Source organism: Escherichia sp. E4930 (assembly GCF_005845405.1).
GTDB lineage: Bacteria > Pseudomonadota > Gammaproteobacteria > Enterobacterales > Enterobacteriaceae > Escherichia.
Window position 1 is genome coordinate 1 of sequence record NZ_VCDZ01000023.1, and the last position, 22,544, is coordinate 22,544.

A 22,544-nucleotide genomic window follows, 5' to 3' on the forward strand; every position below is an offset into this window, starting at 1 on the left:
CTGTTCAGGCGAGGCAGATTGATAACGCTGACGCGCCGCCTCTCTTCGCTGCTGGTTGTGTGAGTTAGTCTGCATTTTCTCGCGGGCCGCCTGGCGCTGCTCAGGCGAGGCAGACTGATAACGCTGGCGAGCGGCGTCCTTTTGCTGCTGGGTCAGTGGTTGGTGGCGGCTGAATCCGCGGAAGTCGTCATAATTACCATAGTGTTCCGCTTCATTAAACCGCTGTGCCGCAGCCTGACGCTGGGTATCTCGCGTAGTGACTGGTGCTGCGTGTGTTCGTTGCTGAAACTGGCTTGCTGCCGCCTGGCGCTGGCTGTCGCGCGTTGGGGCCGGTAATTGTGTGGCACTCATGCCACCTTTAACATCGGTTTGGTGAAACCGTTTTGCCATATCCTGATCATGATAAGGCACACCATCGCGGTAATTCGGATTGTGCCGCCATGCCATATTCTTGTCAGTAAGATGCTCACCAGTAATGCGGTTGAAATTGTTGACGTCGATATTGATGTTGTCGCCGTTGTGTTGCCAGCCATTACCGTCACGATGACCGCCATCGTGGTGATTATAATCATCATCGTCATGATGATGATGGTCATGATCGTCGTCATCCCAGTCTATGCTGCTGAATAGTGCGTACGTGGTAGCAACGCCCATGCTATAGCCGAATCCACGCACAAAGCTGTCAACAAACGGTTCTCCGGCTGGTGGCGGCAGGTAAACCGGCGGGTAAGCGGTATTGGCCCAACTGCCGTAAACCACGGTTGGGTTGTAGTTGGGAATATAAACTACATCCGGATTGGCGGGCTCAATGGTTATTACGGTCGGCGCAGGTTCTGCGACGACGGGGCTGGACGTTGAAACGGTATTTGATTGTGTGACAGGGGCGCTGGCGGGCTGATTTGCCGGTACGACTTTTTTCGTTGTCGTGATGACCTTTTGTTCAGTTGATGACTTCAGTGACCCGGTTTGTTGCGCCAGTTGCCGCAAATGTTGTACCGAGTCCATCACATCCTGCGGCTGCGCCAGAAACGCGTCGCCAAGATTTTGTACCCATTGCGGGTTTTCCCCCATCAACGCCATCAATTGCGGAAACGCCACCAGCGATTTGACGCTGGCATCCCACGGCTGGTCGGATACTGCCTGAATAGCGGCATCACCTTGCTTGATCGGGTTGTCGTGCGACCACTGCACGGCTTGGGCGACATTTGCCGGATAGGTCGATGCCATCAGCACCTGCGAAAGCAGGGCGTCGGGATATAGCGCGACGGGCGCGACCCATTGATCGATTTGTGCAGTGCTGAATGTAGATTTGACGACGGCAGGCGTTACGGGGGGCGCGGAAACCGTTGCAGGAAGCGTAACTGCGGTGATGTCAGGCGCAGTCTGTTGTGTCGATTGCGCTTCCACAGGCGCTTCCACTGTGCGGCTTTTTATATATAGCCCGGCAGAGGCGGCACAAAGCCCGGCACTGCAAATTAGCGCCAGCACATGGGGTTTAAACGGCAAAGTCATTTTCATAATTCGGATCTCAAGGAAATCGCAATGGTCGGCGAACTGCCACCCGCAGGTGCTGTAAATCTGAGTATAAAGAGGCGGTAGTTTAAATTTTGACTAATCTTGGGATTCGTTGAGAAAGGTGATTATCACTATGCGAATTAACGAAGTTTTTACGGAGGGAAACAATCTCTAGACCATCCTTAACGATTCAGCCACTTTTTTATGTTGCTTTTTTGTAAACAGATTAACACATCGTCAAAATCCTGCTATTCTGCCCGTTGCGGTACTGGGCATTTACCCTACAAACTGCTGTCTCACAGGAGCGTGAAGAGAATCGCCTGCCGCACTATGACAATGAGAGCGAGGAGAACCGTCGTGCTAGAAGAATACCGTAAGCACGTAGCTGAGCGTGCCGCTGAGGGGATTGCGCCCAAACCCCTGGATGCAAACCAAATGGCCGCGCTTGTAGAGCTGCTGAAAAACCCGCCCGCGGGCGAAGAAGAATTCCTGTTAGATCTGTTAACCAACCGTGTTCCCCCTGGCGTCGATGAAGCCGCCTATGTCAAAGCAGGCTTCCTGGCTGCTGTCGCCAAAGGCGAAGCCAAATCCCCACTGCTGACTCCGGAAAAAGCCATCGAACTGCTGGGTACCATGCAGGGTGGTTACAACATTCATCCGCTGATCGATGCGCTGGACGATGCCAAACTGGCTCCGATCGCTGCCAAAGCACTGTCCCACACGCTGCTGATGTTCGATAACTTCTATGACGTAGAAGAGAAAGCCAAAGCAGGCAACGAATATGCGAAGCAGGTAATGCAGTCCTGGGCGGATGCCGAATGGTTCCTGAATCGTCCGGCGCTGGCTGAAAAACTGACCGTTACCGTCTTCAAAGTCACTGGCGAAACCAACACCGATGACCTTTCTCCGGCACCGGATGCGTGGTCACGCCCGGATATCCCATTGCACGCGCTGGCGATGCTGAAAAACGCCCGTGAAGGTATTGAGCCAGATCAGCCAGGCGTTGTTGGTCCGATCAAGCAAATCGAAGCTCTGCAACAGAAAGGTTTCCCGCTGGCGTACGTCGGTGACGTTGTGGGTACGGGTTCATCGCGTAAATCCGCCACCAACTCCGTTCTGTGGTTTATGGGCGATGATATTCCACATGTGCCGAACAAACGCGGCGGTGGTTTGTGCCTCGGCGGTAAAATTGCACCCATCTTCTTTAACACGATGGAAGACGCGGGTGCACTGCCAATCGAAGTCGACGTCTCTAACCTGAATATGGGCGATGTGATTGACGTTTACCCGTACAAAGGCGAAGTGCGTAACCACGAAACCAACGAGCTGCTGGCAACCTTCGAACTGAAAACCGACGTGCTGATTGATGAAGTGCGTGCCGGTGGGCGTATTCCGCTGATTATCGGGCGTGGCCTGACCACCAAAGCGCGTGAAGCACTTGGTCTGCCGCAGAGCGATGTGTTCCGTCAGGCGAAAGATGTGGCGGAAAGTGACCGTGGCTTCTCGCTGGCGCAGAAAATGGTAGGTCGTGCCTGTGGCGTGAAAGGCATTCGTCCGGGCGCGTACTGCGAACCGAAAATGACTTCTGTAGGTTCCCAGGACACCACTGGCCCAATGACCCGTGATGAACTGAAAGACCTGGCGTGCCTGGGCTTCTCGGCTGACCTGGTGATGCAGTCTTTCTGCCACACCGCTGCGTATCCGAAGCCAGTTGACGTGAACACGCACCACACGCTGCCGGACTTCATTATGAACCGTGGCGGTGTGTCGCTGCGTCCGGGGGACGGCGTAATCCACTCCTGGCTAAACCGTATGCTGCTGCCGGATACCGTGGGTACGGGTGGTGACTCCCATACCCGTTTCCCTATCGGTATCTCTTTCCCGGCGGGTTCTGGTCTGGTGGCGTTTGCTGCTGCCACTGGCGTAATGCCGCTGGATATGCCGGAATCCGTTCTGGTGCGCTTCAAAGGCAAGATGCAGCCGGGTATCACCCTGCGCGATCTGGTACACGCCATTCCGCTGTATGCAATCAAACAAGGTCTGCTGACCGTTGAGAAGAAAGGCAAGAAAAACATCTTCTCTGGTCGCATTCTGGAAATTGAAGGTCTGCCGGATCTGAAAGTTGAGCAGGCATTTGAGCTTACCGATGCGTCCGCCGAGCGTTCTGCCGCTGGTTGTACCATCAAGCTGAACAAAGAGCCGATCATCGAATACCTGAACTCCAACATCGTCCTGCTGAAGTGGATGATCGCGGAAGGTTATGGCGATCGTCGTACTCTCGAACGTCGTATTCAGGGCATGGAAAAATGGCTGGCGAATCCTGAGCTGCTGGAAGCCGATGCAGATGCGGAATACGCGGCAGTGATCGACATCGATCTGGCTGATATCAAAGAGCCAATCCTCTGTGCGCCGAACGATCCGGACGACGCGCGTCCGCTGTCTGCGGTACAGGGCGAGAAGATCGACGAAGTGTTTATCGGTTCTTGCATGACTAACATCGGTCACTTCCGTGCTGCGGGTAAACTGCTGGATGCGCACAAAGGCCAGTTGCCGACCCGCCTGTGGGTGGCACCGCCAACGCGTATGGACGCTGCGCAGTTGACCGAAGAAGGCTATTACAGCGTCTTCGGTAAGAGCGGTGCGCGTATCGAGATCCCGGGCTGTTCCCTGTGTATGGGTAACCAGGCGCGTGTGGCAGACGGTGCGACGGTGGTTTCCACCTCTACCCGTAACTTCCCGAACCGTCTGGGTACTGGTGCGAACGTCTTCCTGGCTTCTGCGGAACTGGCTGCTGTTGCGGCGCTGATTGGCAAACTGCCGACGCCGGAAGAGTACCAGACCTACGTGGCGCAGGTGGATAAAACTGCCGTTGATACTTACCGTTACCTGAACTTCAACCAGCTTTCTCAGTACACTGAAAAAGCCGATGGGGTGATTTTCCAGACTGCAGTTTAAAAAGTCAGCGCACGCGCTGCGCATAAACGACACAATGCCCGGTGAATGAGATTCCCGGGCATTTTTTATTTCTAAACCATCGCCGTTCCGCTGTTTTTCTCCGGTAAGGCTGCGATAATTACATCAATGGCGCAATGCGATTTCGGCGCATTGCCGGGAGCAGAGGAACACACTATGGATTACGAATTTCTGCGCGATATTACCGGAGTGGTAAAGGTGCGCATGTCCATGGGGCATGAAGTGGTCGGGCACTGGTTTAATGAAGAGGTGAAAGAAAACCTGGCCTTGCTTGATGAAGTGGAACAAGCAGCGCACGCACTGAAAGGTAGCGAACGGTCCTGGCAACGGGCAGGGCATGAATACACCCTGTGGATGGACGGTGAAGAGGTGATGGTTCGCGCCAATCAACTGGAATTCGCTGGCGATGAAATGGAAGAGGGGATGAACTACTACGACGAAGAAAGCCTGTCGCTATGCGGCGTTGAGGATTTTCTGCAGGTCGTGGCGGCTTACCGCAATTTCGTGCAGCAGAAGTAAATAAATCTGGCGGAGCCTGGGAGCTCCGCCAGAGCCGTTAAACGGCTGGCATATTGCGCCCGTAATAAATCTCGCGCATTTCTTTCCACAGCGCAGCGGTAATTTCCTGGCGCTCGCAGTCGGTTAAATCTTCCGGTTTGGTGTGGAACATGTAGTGCTTAAGGTCGAACTCTTTAAGCAACATCTTGGTATGGAAGATATTTTCCTGATAGACGTTCACATCCACCATGTCATACAGCGCCTTCATATCGTCAGACATAAAGTTCTGAATCGAATTAATCTCATGGTCGATAAAGTGCTTCATACCGTTAATGTCGCGGGTAAAACCGCGCACGCGATAATCAATGGTTACGATATCGGACTCAAGCTGGTGGATCAGGTAATTCAGCGCCTTCAGCGGAGAAATCACGCCGCAGGTAGAGACTTCAATATCGGCGCGGAAGGTACATAAACCGCCTTCAGGATGACTTTCCGGGTAGGTATGTACGCAAATATGACTTTTATCGAGATGGGCAACCACGGTTTCTGGCAGTGGGCCGGGGTGTTCTGTGTTGTCGATAAGTTTCGGGTCGACCGGTTCTTCACTCACCAGAATAGTGACGCTGGCACCCTGTGGTTCGTAATCCTGGCGGGCGATGTTAAGAATATTGGCCCCGATAATGGAACAGGTTTCTGACAGGATTTCGGTCAGACGGTTGGCATTATAGAGTTCATCGATATAAGCAATATAACCGTCGCGTTCTTCGGCAGTTTTGGCATAGCAGATATCGTAAATACAAAAACTCAGACTTTTGGTCAGATTATTAAAGCCATGCAGTTTCAGTTTTTTCAATTTCTTATCTTCTCCTTAGAGCGCCTGTGAAGCCAGTGCGTCTTGCAGATACTGAGGTAAGGCAAAAGCTGCCGAATGGACTGCCGGATTGTAATAACGGCATTTCAGGCCAGAGGCGAGAAAACGCGCCTGAATAATTTCGGTTGAGAGATGGCGTAAGGCGTCGTTATCTGTCGCCCATGCAAAGGTCATGATACCGCCGTAATAGGTCGGGATCGCCGCCTGATAAAAGCCAACGTCGCTGAAGTAATGGCTGAGTTTGCGATGACTGTCGATAGCCTCTTCCTGCTGTAAAAAGCAGACGCCGTTTTGTGCGACGAAGATACCGCCAGGATTCAGGCAGCGTTTACAACCTTCATAAAATGCTGAGGTGAACAGGCTTTCGCCGGGACCGATAGGCTCGGTGCAGTCGGAGATAATAACATCAAAGGTCTGACTGGTTTGATTCACGAAATTGACGCCATCGTCGATCACCAGCTTAAAGCGCGGATCGTCGTAGCTACCGGCGTTATGGTTGGGGAGATACTGACGGCAGAACGACACGACACCCGCGTCGATTTCCACCATCGTGATTGACTCAACGTTTTTGTGCCGGGTCACTTCACGCAGCATGGCACCGTCGCCGCCGCCGATAATCAGCACATGTTTCGCGTGACCGTGGGCCAGTAGTGGAACGTGGGTCATCATCTCATGATAGATAAACTCGTCGCGCTCGGTGGTTTGTACTACGCCATCCAGCGCCATCACGCGACCAAATGCGGCGTTCTCAAAAATGATCAGATCCTGGTGATCGGTCTTTTCATGATACAGAACGTTATCTACAGCAAAGTACTGCCCAAACTGGTCGTGAAGCGTTTCATGCCACAGTTTATTTTCGGCCATGGGTTGATACCTCATTTGTTAACACTCGTAAAAAAAGAGCGCAACATAATAGCTAACATTGACCGTGGTTGCACGGTCAATATTTCTACAAAAAGGAGCTGTGATTATTTAACGTAGGCAAGCAGGCTTAAGGAATCGCGGGCCAGGGCTTTGCACTTTTTCGCGACGGGAATGCCGATACCGCTGAGATCGCGGTAGCTGTCTTCACCGAGGGATTTCATGTCGAAGGTGTCGTAGTTGCTGAGATCCCACTGGTTTTGCTGGGCGAAAAAGACCAGTGCGCGACGAATTTGTCCGTTAGGTAAGTTCTGGTAACCACAATCGTTCTTCAGAAAAACAAAAACTGCCGTTAAATCGGCCATATCTTCGGCTTCAGACTCGCTGAGCGCGTAACTGTTTGCGCAAACGGCCATCAGGCTGCCGAATAACACTGTTCTGAAAAACGTCTTCATTGCTTCTACCAGGACTTAAAGAAGATAAACGTTAGCACACTGCGAGCGAGGCGACGACCATTATTGTTGATTAAATTGTGTCTGCGGCTTGACCTTCCCGTAAGGGGAAGGACTATGCTCAACGTTTGATTTTGTTTCGCCTGCTTGAGAATAAGGAAATAACTATGCAACGCCGTGATTTCTTAAAATATTCCGTCGCGCTGGGCGTGGCTTCGGCTTTGCCGCTGTGGAGTCGAACAGTTTTTGCCGCCGAACGTCCAACACTGCCGATCCCCGAACTCCTCACTTCTGATGTTCGTGGCCGCATAAAATTATCGATAATGCCAGGTCAGTCCACCTTTGCCGGGAAAACGGCGACCACCTGGGGCTATAACGGTAATCTGTTAGGGCCTGCGGTGAAGTTACAGCGTGGCAAAGCGGTAACGGTTGATATCTATAACCAACTGACGGAAGAGACGACGTTGCACTGGCACGGGCTGGAAGTACCGGGTGAAGTGGACGGCGGCCCGCAGGGGATTATTCCGCCTGGCGGTCAACGCACGGTGACGCTGAACGTCGATCAACCTGCCGCTACCTGCTGGTTCCATCCGCATCAGCACGGCAAAACTGGGCGTCAGGTGGCGATGGGGCTGGCTGGTCTGGTGGTGATTGAAGATGACGAGATCCTGAAATTAATGCTGCCAAAACAGTGGGGTATCGATGATGTTCCGGTGATCGTTCAGGATAAGAAATTTAGCGCCGATGGGCAGATTGATTATCAACTGGATGTGATGACCGCCGCCGTGGGCTGGTTTGGTGATACGTTGCTGACCAACGGTGCAATCTACCCGCAACACGCCGCACCGCGCGGCTGGCTGCGCCTGCGTTTACTCAATGGCTGTAACGCCCGCTCGCTCAATTTCGCTACCAGCGACAATCGCCCGCTTTATGTGATTGCCAGCGACGGCGGTCTGCTGCCTGAACCGGTGAAGGTGAACGAGCTTCCCGTGCTGATGGGCGAGCGTTTTGAAGTGCTGGTGGAGGTTAACGACAACAAACCATTTGACCTGGTGACGCTGCCGGTCAGCCAGATGGGGATGGCGATCGCGCCGTTTGATAAGCCGCATCCGGTAATGCGGATTCAGCCGATTGCTATTAGTGCTTCCGGTGCTTTGCCAGATACGTTAAGTAGCCTGCCTGCGTTACCTTCGCTGGAAGGGCTGACGGTACGCAAGCTGCAACTTTCCATGGACCCGATGCTCGATATGATGGGGATGCAGATGCTGATGGAGAAATATGGCGATCAGGCGATGGCCGGGATGGATCATAGCCAGATGATGGGCCATATGGGGCATGGCAATATGAATCATATGAACCACGGCGGGAAGTTCGATTTCCACCATGCCAATAAAATCAACGGTCAGGCGTTTGATATGAACAAGCCGATGTTTGCGGCGGCGAAAGGGCAGTACGAACGTTGGGTTATCTCTGGCGTGGGCGACATGATGCTGCATCCGTTCCATATTCACGGCACGCAGTTCCGTATCTTGTCAGAAAATGGCAAACCGCCAGCGACGCATCGCGCGGGCTGGAAAGATACCGTTAAGGTAGAAGGTAATATCAGTGAAGTGCTGGTGAAGTTTAATCACGACGCACCGAAAGAACATGCTTATATGGCGCACTGCCATCTGCTGGAGCATGAAGATACGGGGATGATGTTAGGGTTTACGGTATAAAAAGACCGTATTCGGAAATATGCCCGGATCTCTCCGGGCATTAAACTGATGACAAACGCAAATCTGCCTGATGCGCTACGCTTATCGGGTCTACGTGAACTCCGCAATCTACTGAATTTGCAGGGTTTTGTAGGCAGGATAAGGCGTTCACGCCGCATCCGGCATGAACAACGCGCACGCAATCTGAGCGAATCTTACTTCATATCATCCGGCAACGCATAAGCCACAATATAGTCGCCCATCTTCGTACCAAATGAACCGTGACCGCCTGCGGAGATCACCACATACTGCTTGCCATTCACTTCATAGGTCATTGGTGTAGCCTGACCACCCGCCGGTAAACGGCCCTGCCACAGTTTTTCACCGTTGCTCATGTTGTAAGCGCGCAGGTAGTTATCTGCCGTAGCGGCGATAAACAGCACGTTACCCGCTGTGGAGATTGGCCCGCCCAGCATCGGCATACCCATATTGAACGGCACCGGAACGGGCATCGGGAACGGCATACTGTCCTGCGGCGTACCAATACGTTTCTTCCACACCACTTCGTTGGTTTTCAGATCCAGCGCCGAGATATAGCCCCATGCTGGCTGTTTACACGGCAGACCAAACGGTGAGAGGAACGGGTTGAGCGTGACGCCATACGGTACACCGTACTGCGGCTGAATGCCGGATTCCGTACCCGTGCCTTTGGCATCTTTCGGCTGCTCCATCGGGTTGCCAGGACCGCGCGGGATCAGTTTCGAAACAAACGGCAGTGCCATTGGGTTGGCAATCGCCACTTCACGATTCGGATCAACGGAAATCCCGCCCCATTCGAACATCCCCAGGTTACCCGGGAAGACCAGCGTACCCTGTTCAGATGGCGGGGTGAAAATGCCTTCATAGCGCATCTGGTGGAACATCACGCGGCACACCAGCTGGTCAAACATGGTGGCGCCCCACATATCCGCACCGCTCAAATCTTTCGTCGGACGGAAGCTCAGTTCAGAGAACGGTTGAGTAGGGGTAACGTAATCGCCTTTCGCTGCACCTTGGGGAACCGGTTTTTCCGGGGCCGGAACCACCAGTTCACCATTACGACGATCGAGCACAAAAATGTTGCCGGTTTTCGCCGGAGCGTAAATAACCGGCACTTTCTGACCATTAACGGTGATATCCGCCAGCGTCGGCTGTGCCGGAAGATCCATATCCCACAGGTCGTGGTGAACGGTCTGGTAGCTCCACGCCAGTTTCCCGGTAGTGGCATTCAGCGCCAGAATCGAGCTGGCATAACGTTCCTGTTCCGGTGTGCGGTTACCACCCCAGATATCCGGCGTGGTCACGCCCATCGGCAGATAGACCAGATCCAGCTTCGTGTCATAGGCCGCAGGTGCCCACGAGTTTGGCGAGTTAAAGGTAAAGGTGTGTTCGTCAGACGGGATCGCGTTCGGATCTTTTGCGCCCGGATCAAAAGCCCACAGCAGCTCACCCGTGTTGACATCAAAACCACGGATCACGCCAGACGTTTCGCGGGTTGAGAAGTTGTCGGTAACTGAACCGGCCATCACGATGGTTTTATCGGTGATAATCGGCGGAGAAGTCGGCTCATACAGACCCGGTTTGGTGTCCGGCATATTGCTTTGCAGATTGAGCACGCCTTTATTGGCGAAGGTTTCGCACAGTTTGCCGTTTTCAGCGTTAATCGCAATCAGGCGACCATCATTCACCGGAAGAATGATACGACGCGGGCAATCCGCCATCACTTCCGGCGAAGCAGTTTCAGCTTTGGCTTCATGATAAGAGACGCCACGGCAGGTTACGTGCTGGAAAGACTCGTTGGTTTTAAGCTCAGGATCGTAATGCCATTTCTCTTTGCCGCTGGCGGCATCGAGCGCAAACAGACGCTGGTGAGCGGTACACAGGTAAAGGGTGTCGCCCACTTTAATTGGCGTCACTTCATTGGTGATTTCGCCCGGATCGTTCGGCTGTTTCACATCGCCTGTACGGAACACCCAGGCTTCTTTCAGGTTGTGGACGTTATCGGCGTTAATTTGTTTCAGTGGTGAAAAGCGTTGACCTTCCTGATTGCGGCCATAGGCAGGCCAGTCCTGATCGGCAACGGGTGAGATAGCTTCGGCAGGTGTGGCATCGGCGCTTAAAGTGCCATTGATTTCCTGCGGATCGTGAAATCCGGCCCAGGTCAGGATACCGCCACTAATCAGCAGTGCCACCACCAGTGCGGCAACTGCGCCGCCGGAAGGAATGACCAGGCGACGCCAGACAAACGGCAGGATCAGCCAGATGCCGAAGAAGACCAGAATGTCGCTGCGCGGAGTCAGCGCCCAGAAGTCGAAACCAACTTCCCAGACGCCCCAAATCATGGTGCCGAGCAGCAGGGCTGCGTACAGCCAAAGCGCGGCGCGTTTACTGCGCCACAGCATCCAGGCGACGCCGAGCATCACAAGGCCAGCGATAGGGTAATACCAGGAGCCGCCAATCGCGACCAGCCAGCCTCCGCCAATAAGTAGATACAGCCCGCAAAGTGCTGCAAATAGGGCTGTTAGCGTGACGAGTAATCGTCGCGAGCCTGTATTGTTAATTGCCATAAAGAGATACCATTTCAATTCATTAATATTTTAGTAGCAATTAATTATAGGTTTTAACATGTGTGATCGTCATCACAATTTGAGCTTTATTAACAGATTCCGCGAATGAATAGTTTTACTGGTATACTGCATGTCTTGCGCTTTGTTGCGGTGCTGAATCCCGCCCGTGCGAAGTGATTTGTTTTTAAATCATATGGTTAGAGATATGAAACATACTGTAGAAGTAATGATCCCCGAAGCGGAGATTAAAGCGCGTATCGCCGAACTGGGTCGTCAGATTACTGAGCGTTACAAAGACAGCGGCAGCGATATGGTGCTGGTAGGTCTGCTGCGTGGCTCATTTATGTTTATGGCGGACCTGTGCCGTGAAGTCCAGGTATCTCATGAAGTCGACTTTATGACCGCCTCCAGCTACGGTAGCGGCATGTCCACCACCCGTGATGTGAAAATCCTCAAAGATCTGGATGAAGATATCCGTGGCAAGGACGTGCTGATTGTTGAAGATATCATCGACTCGGGGAATACACTGTCGAAAGTGCGTGAGATCTTAAGCCTGCGTGAACCGAAGTCGTTGGCGATTTGTACGCTGCTGGATAAACCGTCCCGTCGTGAAGTGAACGTCCCGGTAGAATTTATCGGTTTCTCGATCCCGGATGAGTTTGTGGTGGGTTACGGCATTGATTACGCACAGCGTTACCGTCATCTGCCCTATATCGGCAAAGTGATTCTGCTGGACGAGTAAGTGTAAAGTTGCCGGATGTGTTGCATCCGGCATGGCATATTTATTTGTGGTTGGCGTGTTTCAGCTTGAGGTTGGAAATCCCGTGACGGTAACGTTGCTCAAGGGTTTCGCGGTTGGTGGCGGTAACATCCAGATCACGCAGCAAGCCGTCGTGAATGCCGTAGGCCCAGCCGTGAATGGTAACTTTCTGCCCGCGTTTCCACGCTGATTGCATAATGGTGGAGTGGCCCAGGTTATACACCTGTTCCATGACGTTCAGTTCACACAAGGTATCCAGACGGCGCTCTTGCGGCATTTCGCCGAGCAATGAGCTATGTTTGAACCAGATATCGCGGATATGCAGCAGCCAGTTGTTGATAAGCCCCAGTTCCGGGTTTTCAACGGCGGCTTGTACGCCGCCGCAACCGTAGTGGCCACAGATAATAATGTGTTCAACTTCGAGTACATCCACTGCATACTGAACCACGGAAAGGCAGTTCAGGTCAGTGTGAATGACCAGGTTAGCAACATTACGGTGAACAAAGAGTTCGCCTGGCTCAAGACCGGTTAAACGTTCTGCAGGAACGCGACTGTCGGAACATCCAATCCATAGAAAGCGCGGTTTTTGCGCTTGTGCCAGTTTCTCAAAAAACCCGGGATCCTCTTCCACCAGCATTTTTGACCATAGTGCATTATTGCTGATGAGTGTATCTATGTCTTTCATGGAGGTTAACGACCTGTAACCAAATAATTACGTTTGGCTAATATAGGGCAACTCCGGGACGATTTAAACCACAGATAAAGTGTAAGAACGTAAGGTAAGTAAAAATTTATGACCATTGCACTGGAACTTCAACAGCTTAAAAAAACCTATCCAGGCGGCGTTCAGGCGCTTCGTGGAATAGATTTGCAAGTCGAAGCGGGTGATTTTTATGCGCTTCTCGGACCGAACGGGGCCGGAAAATCAACCACTATCGGTATTATCAGCTCTCTGGTAAATAAAACCTCCGGGCGGGTCAGCGTATTTGGTTACGATCTTGAGAAAGATGTCGTTAACGCTAAACGTCAGTTGGGACTGGTGCCGCAGGAATTTAACTTCAACCCGTTTGAAACCGTGCAGCAAATTGTGGTGAATCAGGCGGGGTACTACGGTGTAGAGCGCAAAGAAGCGTACATCCGCAGCGAAAAGTATCTTAAGCAACTCGATTTGTGGGGAAAGCGCAACGAACGTGCGCGCATGTTATCGGGCGGGATGAAACGTCGTTTAATGATCGCCCGTGCGTTAATGCATGAACCTAAACTGCTGATTCTGGACGAGCCAACGGCAGGCGTGGATATCGAGCTTCGCCGCTCAATGTGGGGCTTTTTGAAGGATTTAAACGACAAAGGCACCACCATTATTCTTACCACGCATTACCTGGAAGAAGCAGAAATGCTGTGCCGCAATATCGGCATTATTCAACACGGTGAGCTGGTGGAAAATACCTCGATGAAGGCACTGCTGGCGAAGCTGAAATCAGAAACCTTTATTCTCGATCTCGCACCGAAAAGCCCGTTACCGAAGCTCGATGGCTATCAGTATCGACTGGTGGATACCGCCACGCTGGAAGTTGAAGTGCTGCGTGAGCAGGGGATCAACAGCGTATTCACGCAGTTAAGTGAGCAGGGCATTCAGGTACTAAGTATGCGTAACAAAGCTAACCGTCTGGAAGAGTTGTTTGTTTCACTGGTTAATGAAAAACAAGGAGATCGCGCATGATGCATCTTTACTGGGTGGCGTTAAAAAGCATCTGGGCGAAAGAGATCCATCGCTTTATGCGTATCTGGATACAGACGCTGGTGCCACCGGTCATCACCATGACCCTTTACTTTATCATCTTCGGTAACCTGATTGGTTCGCGTATTGGTGATATGCATGGCTTCAGCTATATGCAGTTCATTGTTCCGGGGCTGATCATGATGTCGGTGATCACCAATGCCTACGCCAACGTCGCTTCATCATTTTTTGGCGCCAAGTTCCAGCGTAATATTGAAGAACTGCTGGTCGCTCCGGTTCCGACTCACGTCATTATTGCCGGATATGTCGGCGGTGGCGTAGCGCGCGGACTGCTTGTTGGTATGCTGGTGACAGCAATTTCGCTGTTCTTTGTACCGTTTCAGGTGCATTCGTGGGTATTTGTCGCTTTAACGCTGGTGCTCACGGCGGTGTTGTTCTCTCTTGCCGGATTGCTTAATGGTGTGTTTGCCAAAACGTTTGATGACATCAGCCTGGTGCCAACCTTTGTGTTAACGCCACTCACCTATTTGGGCGGGGTGTTTTACTCACTGACCTTGCTGCCACCGTTCTGGCAGGGGCTGTCGCATCTCAACCCAATCGTTTATATGATCAGTGGATTCCGCTACGGCTTCCTCGGCATTAATGATGTGCCGCTGGTTACTACTTTTGGTGTGCTGGTTATTTTTATTATTGCGTTTTATCTGATCTGCTGGTCGCTGATCCAGCGCGGACGCGGTCTGCGCAGCTAAGGCTATTTCCTCTCCTCTGGATTCGGGGGAGAGGAGTTTTGACGACTATCACCCTTTATCAACAATGGTCAGGGTAGACTGATTTTCAGCTAAGGAGGAAGGTGATGTTAGGTTGGGTAATTACCTGTCACGACGACCGGGCGCAAGAGATGTTGGATGCGCTGGAAAAAAAACATGGCGCACTTATCCAGTGCCGGGCGGTGAATTTCTGGCGCGGATTAAGTTCCAATATGCTCAGCCGCATGATGTGCGATGCTCTGCATGAAACAGATTCTGGCGATGGGGTTATCTTTTTAACCGATATTGCAGGTGCTGCGCCTTATCGTGTTGCATCGTTATTAAGCCACAAACATTCCCGTTGCGAAGTGATTTCGGGTGTCACGTTACCGTTAATTGAGCAGATGATGGCCTACCGCGAAACGTTATCCAGCGCGGAGTTTCGCGAGCGAATTGTCGAACTGGGTGGGCCTGAAGTCAGTAGTCTCTGGCACCAACAACAAAAAAATCCCCCCTTTGTCCTCAAGCATAATTGGTTCGAGTATTAAATCGCATTCCGATTTTGCTACACTAACGGCGCTGTTTCTCGCCTGGTAGTTTTCTCATGATTAAAAAGATTATTTTTTTACTGCTGCTGGTTTCATTTGGTGTCGGCGCAGCGCTTCCCGCGCGTTATATGCAAACCACTCAGGATGCAGCTATCTGGGGAAAAATTGGCGACAAAACGGTAACCGTCGGCAACATTCGCGCCGGGCAGATTATTTCGGTCATCCCAACCGCTGCCGATTATTATGAATTCAATTTTGGTTTTGCTACGGGGTATATTGATAAAGGGCATCTGGAACCTGTACAAGGGCGGCAAAAAGTTGAAGATGGTCTGGGGGATCTGAATAAGCCACTGAGTAACCAAAATCTTATTACATGGAAAGATACTCCGATATACAACGCGCCTGATGCGGGTAGTGCGCCATTTGGCGTGCTGGCCGATAATTTACGTTATCCCATTATTAATAAATTAAAAGATCGCCTGAATCAAACCTGGTATCAAATTCGTATCGGCGAACGACTGGCCTATATCAGTGCACTGGATGCGCAGCAGGATAACGGTATTCCTGTGTTGACCTACCATCATATTTTACGCGATGAAGAGAACACCCGTTTTCGTCATACGTCGACCACGACGTCGGTGCGAGCTTTCAATAACCAGATGACCTGGTTACGCGATCGTGGATATACCACGTTAACCTTGTATCAACTGGAAGGGTATCTGCGTAATTCGATGAATCTTCCGGCTCGCGCGGTGGTGCTGACATTTGATGATGGCTTGAAATCAGTGAGTCGCTATGCATATCCCATTCTGAAACAATACGGTATGAAGGCGACGGCGTTTATTATTACCTCTCGCATCAAACGTCATCCACAGAAATGGAATCCGCAGTCATTACAGTTTATGAGTGTTTCTGAACTGCTTGATGTCAGCGATGTTTTTGATTTCCAGTCACATACTCATTTTTTGCATAGGGTAGATGGATATCGCCGACCCATATTACTCAGCCGCAGTGAGCATAATATTCTGTTTGATTTCGAACGCTCTCGTCGGGCGCTAAACCAATTTAATCCTCGAGTCTTGTATCTTTCGTATCCATTTGGTGGATTTAATGACAAAGCGGTAAAGGCGGCAAATGATGCCGGATTTCATCTGGCGGTGACGACCATGAAAGGTAAAGTAAAACCGGGGGATAATCCGTATTTATTAAAGCGGCTGTATATTTTAAGAACAGATTCGCTGGAGACGATGTCGCGGCTGGTGAGTAACCAGCCGCAGGGGTGATTATCAGGCAACCTGTACCGGAATCGCTTTCGCGGTACGTTTCATTTCATTGTCGCCTTCAAAGTAGGCAACGTTGGGGCGCCAGGTACGGGCTTCTGCATCTGGCATAGTGACGAAGCTGGCGATGATGACAATATCGCCGACGCTGGCACAGTGGGCCGCCGCACCGTTGACAGAAATGATTCTCGAACCGCGTTCTGCCGCGATGGCATAGGTGGAGAAACGCTTGCCGTTGGTAACATTCCAGATATCAATGGCTTCGTTTTCGAGAATACCGGCTGCGTCAAGAAAATCCTGGTCAATGGCGCAAGAACCTTCATAGTGCAGGTCCGCATGAGTCACTTTCACGCGGTGGAGTTTGCCCTGCAGCATCGTGCGAATCATAACTTCTACCTTTCTACCCTGTCGTTAACGAAGCAGGCGGTGCCTGCTTTGAGGAAATTCTCACGCAGTATTGCCCGATTTTTGATAAGTGTCTACTGATCTGATGGCATTTGCACCAGCAGTTTGCGTACCGCGCCGAAGCTTGCCATGTAACGCCTGTAACCAATTGAAATTTCTCTGAACGCTGCTCGGTAAACAACAAAGAGGTGGCTGACGACGGCACGCCTTGACTGGATACTGCCTTCACACAGGGCCACACGGAAGGCAGGGAAGATGGACGCACCGAGTACCACACCGCATGACGCGGTATTTAAACAATTTTTAATGCATGCGGAGACGGCTCGCGACTTCCTGGATATCCATTTGCCAGTGGAATTACGCGAACGGTGTGACCTCAACACGCTTCATTTAGAGTCGGGGAGTTTCATTGAAGAGAGCCTGAAAGGGCACAGCACTGACGTGCTCTATTCCGTACAGATGCAGGGTAGTACGGGTTATCTGCATGTTGTGATTGAACACCAAAGCAAGCCGGATAAGAAAATGGCCTTTCGCATGATGCGTTATTCTATTGCTGCCATGCACCGGCATCTGGAGGCGGATCACGATAAGCTGCCGCTGGTGGTGCCGATTCTGTTTTATCAGGGCGAGGCCACACCTTATCCGCTCTCAATGTGCTGGTTTGATATGTTTTACTCGCCGGAGCTGGCGCGACGCGTCTATAACAGTCCATTCCCGCTGGTGGACATCACCATTACGCCGGATGACGAAATCATGCAACATCGGCGGATTGCGATTCTCGAACTGCTGCAAAAACATATTCGCCAACGCGACTTAATGTTATTGCTGGAGCAACTGGTCACGCTGATTGACGAAGGGTACACTAGCGGAAGTCAGTTAGTTGCCATGCAAAACTATATGCTGCAACGCGGTCATACTGAACAAGCGGATTTGTTTTACGGTGTGTTGAGAGACAGGGAAACAGGAGGGGAGTCTATGATGACGCTGGCGCAGTGGTTTGAAGAGAGGGGAAGACAGGAGGAAAGGCAGGAATTCGCCCTGCGTCTTCTGAATAAAGGAATGTCTCGAGAAGACGTTGCAGAGATGGCAAATTTACCCCTTGCCGAGATTGATAAGCTGATTAATTAAGTTGTCTGTATTATCAGTTATAGCCAGATAATTGTTATTGTTAACTGACCAGATAATTAAGAGAACCTATGGACATAAAGACACGGAGAGAAACCAGGCAGACGCTGGCACAGTGGTTTGAAGAGAAGGGGATTGAGAAGGGAAGACAGGAAGTAAGTCAGGAATGCGCCCAACGTCTTCTGAGGAAAGGAATACTTCGTGAGGATGTTGCAGAGGTGACAGCTTTATCTCTTGCAGAGCTTGATAAGCTAATTAACTCTAACTAAGTTGCCTGCGATATGAATAATCGCATACAAATATCGTGGCAATGAATAACTGGCGCCATCAGCCGTAGCGCCAGTTAAGTATTACGCCAGCTCGACGATTTTGTTGTCGATCAGGCGAGCATCGCCAAGCCAGGCGGCTACCAGAATCACGGCCCGTTTGCTGTTTTCAGAGACTTCCAGCAGCGTGTCGGCATCGCGAATCTGAATATCATCGGCGCGGAAGCCTTTTTCATTCAGTTCTTGCCCTGCAATGGCAATAATCTCATCGAGATCCCGCTCTCCAGCCTGCAATTTGTCGGCAATCGAACTTAAAACCTTGTACAGACCGGGCGCAATTTTGCGTTGTTCCGCCGTCAGATAACCGTTACGGGAACTCAGCGCCAGACCGTCTTTCGCGCGCATAATCGGTACGCCGACAATCTCAATATCGAAGCCCATATCAGCAACCATTTTGCGGATCAGCGCCAGTTGCTGAAAATCTTTTTCACCGAAGCAGGCGATGTCCGGCTGGACCAGGTTGAACAGCTTGCTGACAATAGTCGAAACGCCGCGAAAATGTCCCGGACGGCTGGCACCTTCCAGCATGGTCGAAAGGCCAGGAACATCAACATAGGTGTGGGTTTCGGTACCGTTCGGGTAGATCTCTTTTACCGAGGGCGCGAAAACTAAATCCACTTTACGTTTGTTTAGCTTTTCGCAGTCCTCTTGCAAGGTCCGTGGATAACGAGCCAGATCTTCCGGGCGGTCGAACTGCATCGGGTTAACGAAAATACTGACGACGACCACATCGGCGCGGGCTTTGGCTTCGTCGACCAGCTTCATATGGCCATCGTGCAGGTTACCCATGGTTGGCACCAGCGCCACGCGCTTACCTTCCATACGCAGGCGGCGAATTTGCTGACGCAGCAGCGGCAGGGTTTCGATAATTAACACAACGTGACTCCTTAATGGAAACTGTGTTCTTCGCCCGGATAAACGCCGGACTCCACTTCAGCCATATACTGCCGTACAGCCGCGCGGATGTCGCCCGTTTCGGCGAGGAAATTTTTAGCGAATTTAGGAATGTGACCACCAGTAATACCAAAGGCGTCGTGCATCACCAGGATCTGCCCATCGGTGACGTTACCCGCACCAATACCGATAACCGGGATCGCCAGCGCTTCGGTAATGCGTTTTGCCAGCTCAACCGGCACGCATTCCAGCACCAGCAATTGTGCACCAGCGGCTTCTAAGGCTAATGCATCGCTGAGCAGTCGATCGCCCGCTTCATCGCCGCGCCCCTGAACTTTGTAGCCACCGAAAATATTCACTGACTGTGGGGTTAAACCTAAGTGACCACATACAGGAACCGCGCGCTCAGTAAGCATTTGTACCGTTTCAACCAGCCACTCACCGCCTTCAATTTTGACCATATTGGCACCGGCACGCATAACCGTTGCGGCGTTTTCAAAGGCTTGTTCCGGTGTGGCATACGCCATAAACGGCAGGTCAGCCAACAGCAGGCAGTTTGGCGCACCGCGACGTACCGCAGCGGTGTGGTAGGCGATATCAGCAACGGTAACTGGCAGGGTGGAGTCATGGCCCTGAACCGTCATGCCCAGTGAGTCGCCTACCAGCATGACGTTAAGCCCTTCATCAGCAAACAGTTTCGCGAAGCTGTAGTCGTAAGCGGTGATAGTCGCAAAACGTTTTTTTTCCTGTTTGCACTTCTGCAATGAAGCAATGGTGGTTGGTTTCATAACGTATCCTGATGGCTAAAGTTAGATCAATTCGCATTCTAGCAGTCGATATCAGGCGGGCAATGGTTTTTAGTGTTATGAAAATATTCGCACCAGAGCAGAGGTCTGGTGCGAATTGAGTGGGAAACTGCTTAATTATTCATAGTAAAAAGAGAATGTTGCATTGCCGCTAAAACTTCCGGGGGTGACAGGGCTTCCCGAACCGTCAAGCACCAGTTGCGCAGTGAAGGGGAAGTACAGAAGGTCATTTTTCCAGTTTTCGTAGGTAAATTCAGATCCATTGCTGCCATCAGCTTTTAACTGTTCTTTATTAGTATCGGTATCTGAAAAGACCTTTACAGCAACGCCGCTTGCAGAGCCACTTGATTTCCCCACCAGTGTTGCATCGGATGCTGGATTTTTAGCATTTAGTTTTACAGTGATTTTACTGGCAGCACATTGGTCCCCGCGTATACGGAAAGGTACTTTCCCCGTAACGCCGCTGGTAATTGCAGAAACAGGTGTGTCCCCCAAACTGACCGTGCTTCCACGAACACTGTTCTCTGAGACTAGAGCAACGGTGTTGCATGTTGGTTGTTCAACGGTGAAAGTTAACGTACTATCAGTAACTATAAAGTGCTTCCAGGCTTGAGTCTCAATACCTATATACCATGCGGCAATCTCGCCAGGTATCAAATGTCCATTGGTAATACCTTGCGTGGGTTTAAAGTCAGGAGTGATAAAAAGTCGGAATCTCAACTCCCAGTTATTATCAGTATCCTCCCAGTCGTAATCATCCAGTACCATATTATCACTACCACTCGGCAGTAACTTTAAATCAATATTTCCTGGACAACCTATACATAATAATTCTACAGTGTAGACAACGCCAGGAACAGTAGTCTTTAATAAAGTAGCTCCGGTATTTGTTTTGTAGCCTGATATCATGTCAGGTTCCGCTAAATTCATAAAGTGTACAGATGCATTTCCATAAGGAATGGGTTTACATCCGATACCTCGCCCATTAGGAATAATAGGCACGTCCGAACCAGGGTCAATAGTTTGTTCCGTCACTGAATCCACCAAACGAGTTTGAATAGGTGTTTCGGTGGCAACAGTTGGTACGTTATAATTACCTTTTTCCTCTGATTCCAGATAACACTCCTGATAAGAGTTAGCAAAAACAGTACAAGTGGTTGCAATAAGTAAAATTATCACGCTACATATTTTTAATAATAATCTGGAGACTTTCCTTTGCATAATAATCCTTATTATTCGTAATAAACGTTAACGACGACCTGACTTCTTACCAGTCCTGCAGCTGGCATGAGAGTATTATCAATGCGCTGCATTCGGGAATAGAATGTCCAGGTTGAGGGAATCACTTGTGTTGACGGAATTGAATAAATGGCTTTTGATTTTCCGTCCGTACCCCGAACGTTAAATGTCGGTTTATTAGGTTGTGCTGAAAAAATAACAACACCGACATTTTTTGCCCCGGTAGACTGTGACTCATATTCGTTGCTAAAAACCTGATTGTTTACCGGCGCAAAAGCACCTACCTGTGGTTGAAAATCTAACTTAATTTGCGACTGTGTGGTTTGCAGATTATCACAGGAAACTACCTTAACGGTGAAGGTCTTACCACCGGCATAGTCAGTTTCTGGTGTCACATTGTCGGAAAAATAATCCAGCGTTACGGTACCGAGATCGACAACATTATTATCAAGTGCCACCTGACAGGTGCTGGATACAATTTGTGCGGTGAGATCGATATCCTGATCCGCATTGCAAAAAGGGGCACAGAGGGCTGTTGTCAGCCCTAAATAAAGTGCGAAATTATTATGCCGAAAAAGCATATATAATGTCCTTATCTATTATTACTGATAAGTAATCGTAAACGTTGCCGGGGAATAAAAATCCCCAGGACTGACGGTTGAGGCCTGTCCGTTGTTAGCAACAACCATCCGCGCACTCAAAGGATAATCGTAAGGGGTGTTCACCGTAGCTGTATCTAGTGGTGCAGTGAGAGTATTTGTTGTCGAACAATTAAATTGTGTACTCCCATTTTTGTCTGGAGTGTCGGTTGTCCATACTTCAACTGCGGCATTTGTTGCTGGGTTATTACTTGATTTGTTCGCAAATGCAGTACCTGCACAGCCTGCTATCCTGGGGCTTAATTTCACTTTTGCACTTTTATCCGGAATACCTGCGCAACCGCTAAAGCGAATCTTAAATTTCTTTATTTTGCTTTTAGCAACAAGTTCAGATATATAGACATCGCCAAATGCAACGGTTGTGCTCTGTTTATTATTATCATCAAGTAGTGTGGTGGTACAGGTACCCATTGTGATTTCACTATTTACTGTCAGGGTTGCTGATCGTGCCAGCCTGAGCGACATTAACAAAAATAACGCCACTAGCGATAACAGTACCAATCATTGTAGCTATATTTTTTATTTTCATGGTTGCGGTTCCTGTT

The 22,544-nt window shown here is 50.6% G+C and carries 21 protein-coding genes and 1 pseudogene; 10 read left to right on the forward strand and 12 right to left on the reverse strand.

Annotated elements, in window-relative coordinates:
- Positions 1-1,518, reverse strand: a 1,518-nt coding sequence (locus tag FFT88_RS20805; protein ID WP_135404084.1) for a DUF3300 domain-containing protein, incomplete at its 3' end; no start/stop codon positions are given.
- A 354-nt stretch (positions 1,519-1,872) separates the two neighbouring features.
- On the opposite strand from FFT88_RS20805, the gene acnB reads away from it, so the two are divergent.
- On the forward strand, positions 1,873-4,470 hold the full coding sequence (gene acnB, locus FFT88_RS20810; protein ID WP_130221621.1) for a bifunctional aconitate hydratase 2/2-methylisocitrate dehydratase: 2,598 nt from the start codon (positions 1,873-1,875) through the stop codon (positions 4,468-4,470).
- A gap of 174 nt (positions 4,471-4,644) precedes the next feature.
- Positions 4,645-5,007 carry a protein YacL gene (yacL, locus tag FFT88_RS20815; RefSeq protein WP_000384306.1) on the forward strand — a complete coding sequence of 121 codons (363 nt, stop codon included), beginning with the start codon at positions 4,645-4,647 and terminating at the stop codon, positions 5,005-5,007.
- A 37-nt stretch (positions 5,008-5,044) separates the two neighbouring features.
- Here yacL and speD read toward each other — a convergent pair whose 3' ends face one another.
- The 3 genes from speD to FFT88_RS20830 form a co-directional block, all read right to left on the reverse strand.
- Positions 5,045-5,839 carry an adenosylmethionine decarboxylase gene (gene speD / locus FFT88_RS20820; protein WP_135404085.1) on the reverse strand — a complete coding sequence of 265 codons (795 nt, stop codon included), beginning with the start codon at positions 5,837-5,839 and terminating at the stop codon, positions 5,045-5,047.
- 15 nt (positions 5,840-5,854) lie between these two features.
- Positions 5,855-6,721, reverse strand: coding sequence for a polyamine aminopropyltransferase (speE, locus tag FFT88_RS20825; RefSeq protein ID WP_135404086.1), 867 nt, complete (start codon positions 6,719-6,721; stop codon positions 5,855-5,857).
- Positions 6,722-6,825: 104 nt separating this feature from the next.
- Positions 6,826-7,173 carry a YacC family pilotin-like protein gene (locus FFT88_RS20830; RefSeq protein ID WP_000846617.1) on the reverse strand — a complete coding sequence of 116 codons (348 nt, stop codon included), beginning with the start codon at positions 7,171-7,173 and terminating at the stop codon, positions 6,826-6,828.
- A 164-nt stretch (positions 7,174-7,337) separates the two neighbouring features.
- Here FFT88_RS20830 and cueO point away from each other — a divergent pair, with 164 nt between their 5' ends.
- The gene (cueO, locus tag FFT88_RS20835) at positions 7,338-8,888 is read left to right on the forward strand and encodes a multicopper oxidase CueO (RefSeq protein ID WP_135404087.1); all 1,551 of its coding nucleotides are present in this window, start codon (positions 7,338-7,340) and stop codon (positions 8,886-8,888) included.
- 194 nt (positions 8,889-9,082) lie between these two features.
- Here cueO and gcd read toward each other — a convergent pair whose 3' ends face one another.
- Positions 9,083-11,473 carry a quinoprotein glucose dehydrogenase gene (gcd, locus tag FFT88_RS20840; protein ID WP_135404088.1) on the reverse strand — a complete coding sequence of 797 codons (2,391 nt, stop codon included), beginning with the start codon at positions 11,471-11,473 and terminating at the stop codon, positions 9,083-9,085.
- A 205-nt stretch (positions 11,474-11,678) separates the two neighbouring features.
- On the opposite strand from gcd, the gene hpt reads away from it, so the two are divergent.
- The gene (gene hpt / locus FFT88_RS20845; protein ID WP_000683335.1) at positions 11,679-12,215 is read left to right on the forward strand and encodes a hypoxanthine phosphoribosyltransferase; all 537 of its coding nucleotides are present in this window, start codon (positions 11,679-11,681) and stop codon (positions 12,213-12,215) included.
- A gap of 40 nt (positions 12,216-12,255) precedes the next feature.
- On the opposite strand, the gene can is transcribed toward hpt, so the two are convergent.
- The gene (gene can / locus FFT88_RS20850; protein ID WP_000651599.1) at positions 12,256-12,918 is read right to left on the reverse strand and encodes a carbonate dehydratase; all 663 of its coding nucleotides are present in this window, start codon (positions 12,916-12,918) and stop codon (positions 12,256-12,258) included.
- Positions 12,919-13,026: 108 nt separating this feature from the next.
- On the opposite strand from can, the gene FFT88_RS20855 reads away from it, so the two are divergent.
- The 4 genes from FFT88_RS20855 to FFT88_RS20870 all read left to right on the forward strand — a co-directional run bounded on the left by FFT88_RS20855 (position 13,027) and on the right by FFT88_RS20870 (position 16,548).
- Positions 13,027-13,953 (forward strand): ABC transporter ATP-binding protein, encoded by a 927-nt coding sequence (locus tag FFT88_RS20855; protein ID WP_000150637.1) that lies wholly within the window; start codon positions 13,027-13,029, stop codon positions 13,951-13,953.
- The gene (locus FFT88_RS20860; protein WP_064525104.1) at positions 13,950-14,720 is read left to right on the forward strand and encodes an ABC transporter permease; all 771 of its coding nucleotides are present in this window, start codon (positions 13,950-13,952) and stop codon (positions 14,718-14,720) included. Before FFT88_RS20855 ends, FFT88_RS20860 begins: the two co-directional genes overlap by 4 nt.
- Before the next feature lie 104 nt (positions 14,721-14,824).
- The gene (locus tag FFT88_RS20865; RefSeq protein ID WP_130204961.1) at positions 14,825-15,265 is read left to right on the forward strand and encodes a PTS sugar transporter subunit IIA; all 441 of its coding nucleotides are present in this window, start codon (positions 14,825-14,827) and stop codon (positions 15,263-15,265) included.
- Between the two features lie 56 nt (positions 15,266-15,321).
- Positions 15,322-16,548 carry a polysaccharide deacetylase family protein gene (locus tag FFT88_RS20870; RefSeq protein ID WP_135404089.1) on the forward strand — a complete coding sequence of 409 codons (1,227 nt, stop codon included), beginning with the start codon at positions 15,322-15,324 and terminating at the stop codon, positions 16,546-16,548.
- 3 nt (positions 16,549-16,551) lie between these two features.
- On the opposite strand, the gene panD is transcribed toward FFT88_RS20870, so the two are convergent.
- The gene (gene panD, locus FFT88_RS20875) at positions 16,552-16,932 is read right to left on the reverse strand and encodes an aspartate 1-decarboxylase (RefSeq protein ID WP_000621508.1); all 381 of its coding nucleotides are present in this window, start codon (positions 16,930-16,932) and stop codon (positions 16,552-16,554) included.
- A gap of 273 nt (positions 16,933-17,205) precedes the next feature.
- On the opposite strand from panD, the gene FFT88_RS20880 reads away from it, so the two are divergent.
- The gene (locus FFT88_RS20880) at positions 17,206-18,078 is read left to right on the forward strand and encodes an Rpn family recombination-promoting nuclease/putative transposase (RefSeq protein ID WP_135404090.1); all 873 of its coding nucleotides are present in this window, start codon (positions 17,206-17,208) and stop codon (positions 18,076-18,078) included.
- A gap of 68 nt (positions 18,079-18,146) precedes the next feature.
- The gene (locus FFT88_RS20885) at positions 18,147-18,344 is read left to right on the forward strand and encodes a transposase (RefSeq protein ID WP_135404091.1); all 198 of its coding nucleotides are present in this window, start codon (positions 18,147-18,149) and stop codon (positions 18,342-18,344) included.
- Positions 18,345-18,425: 81 nt separating this feature from the next.
- On the opposite strand, the gene panC is transcribed toward FFT88_RS20885, so the two are convergent.
- The 5 genes and pseudogenes from panC to FFT88_RS20910 all read right to left on the reverse strand — a co-directional run bounded on the left by panC (position 18,426) and on the right by FFT88_RS20910 (position 22,528).
- On the reverse strand, positions 18,426-19,277 hold the full coding sequence (gene panC, locus FFT88_RS20890; protein WP_000905368.1) for a pantoate--beta-alanine ligase: 852 nt from the start codon (positions 19,275-19,277) through the stop codon (positions 18,426-18,428).
- Positions 19,278-19,288: 11 nt separating this feature from the next.
- Positions 19,289-20,083 (reverse strand): 3-methyl-2-oxobutanoate hydroxymethyltransferase, encoded by a 795-nt coding sequence (gene panB / locus FFT88_RS20895; protein ID WP_135404092.1) that lies wholly within the window; start codon positions 20,081-20,083, stop codon positions 19,289-19,291.
- A gap of 135 nt (positions 20,084-20,218) precedes the next feature.
- A complete protein-coding gene (locus tag FFT88_RS20900; RefSeq protein WP_135404093.1) occupies positions 20,219-21,322 on the reverse strand; it encodes a fimbrial protein in 1,104 nt (367 codons plus the stop codon).
- Positions 21,323-21,333: 11 nt separating this feature from the next.
- Positions 21,334-21,921 carry a fimbrial-like protein gene (locus FFT88_RS20905; RefSeq protein WP_135404094.1) on the reverse strand — a complete coding sequence of 196 codons (588 nt, stop codon included), beginning with the start codon at positions 21,919-21,921 and terminating at the stop codon, positions 21,334-21,336.
- A gap of 21 nt (positions 21,922-21,942) precedes the next feature.
- A pseudogene (locus FFT88_RS20910) lies at positions 21,943-22,528 on the reverse strand (fimbrial protein).
- Positions 22,529-22,544 lie beyond the last annotated feature (16 nt).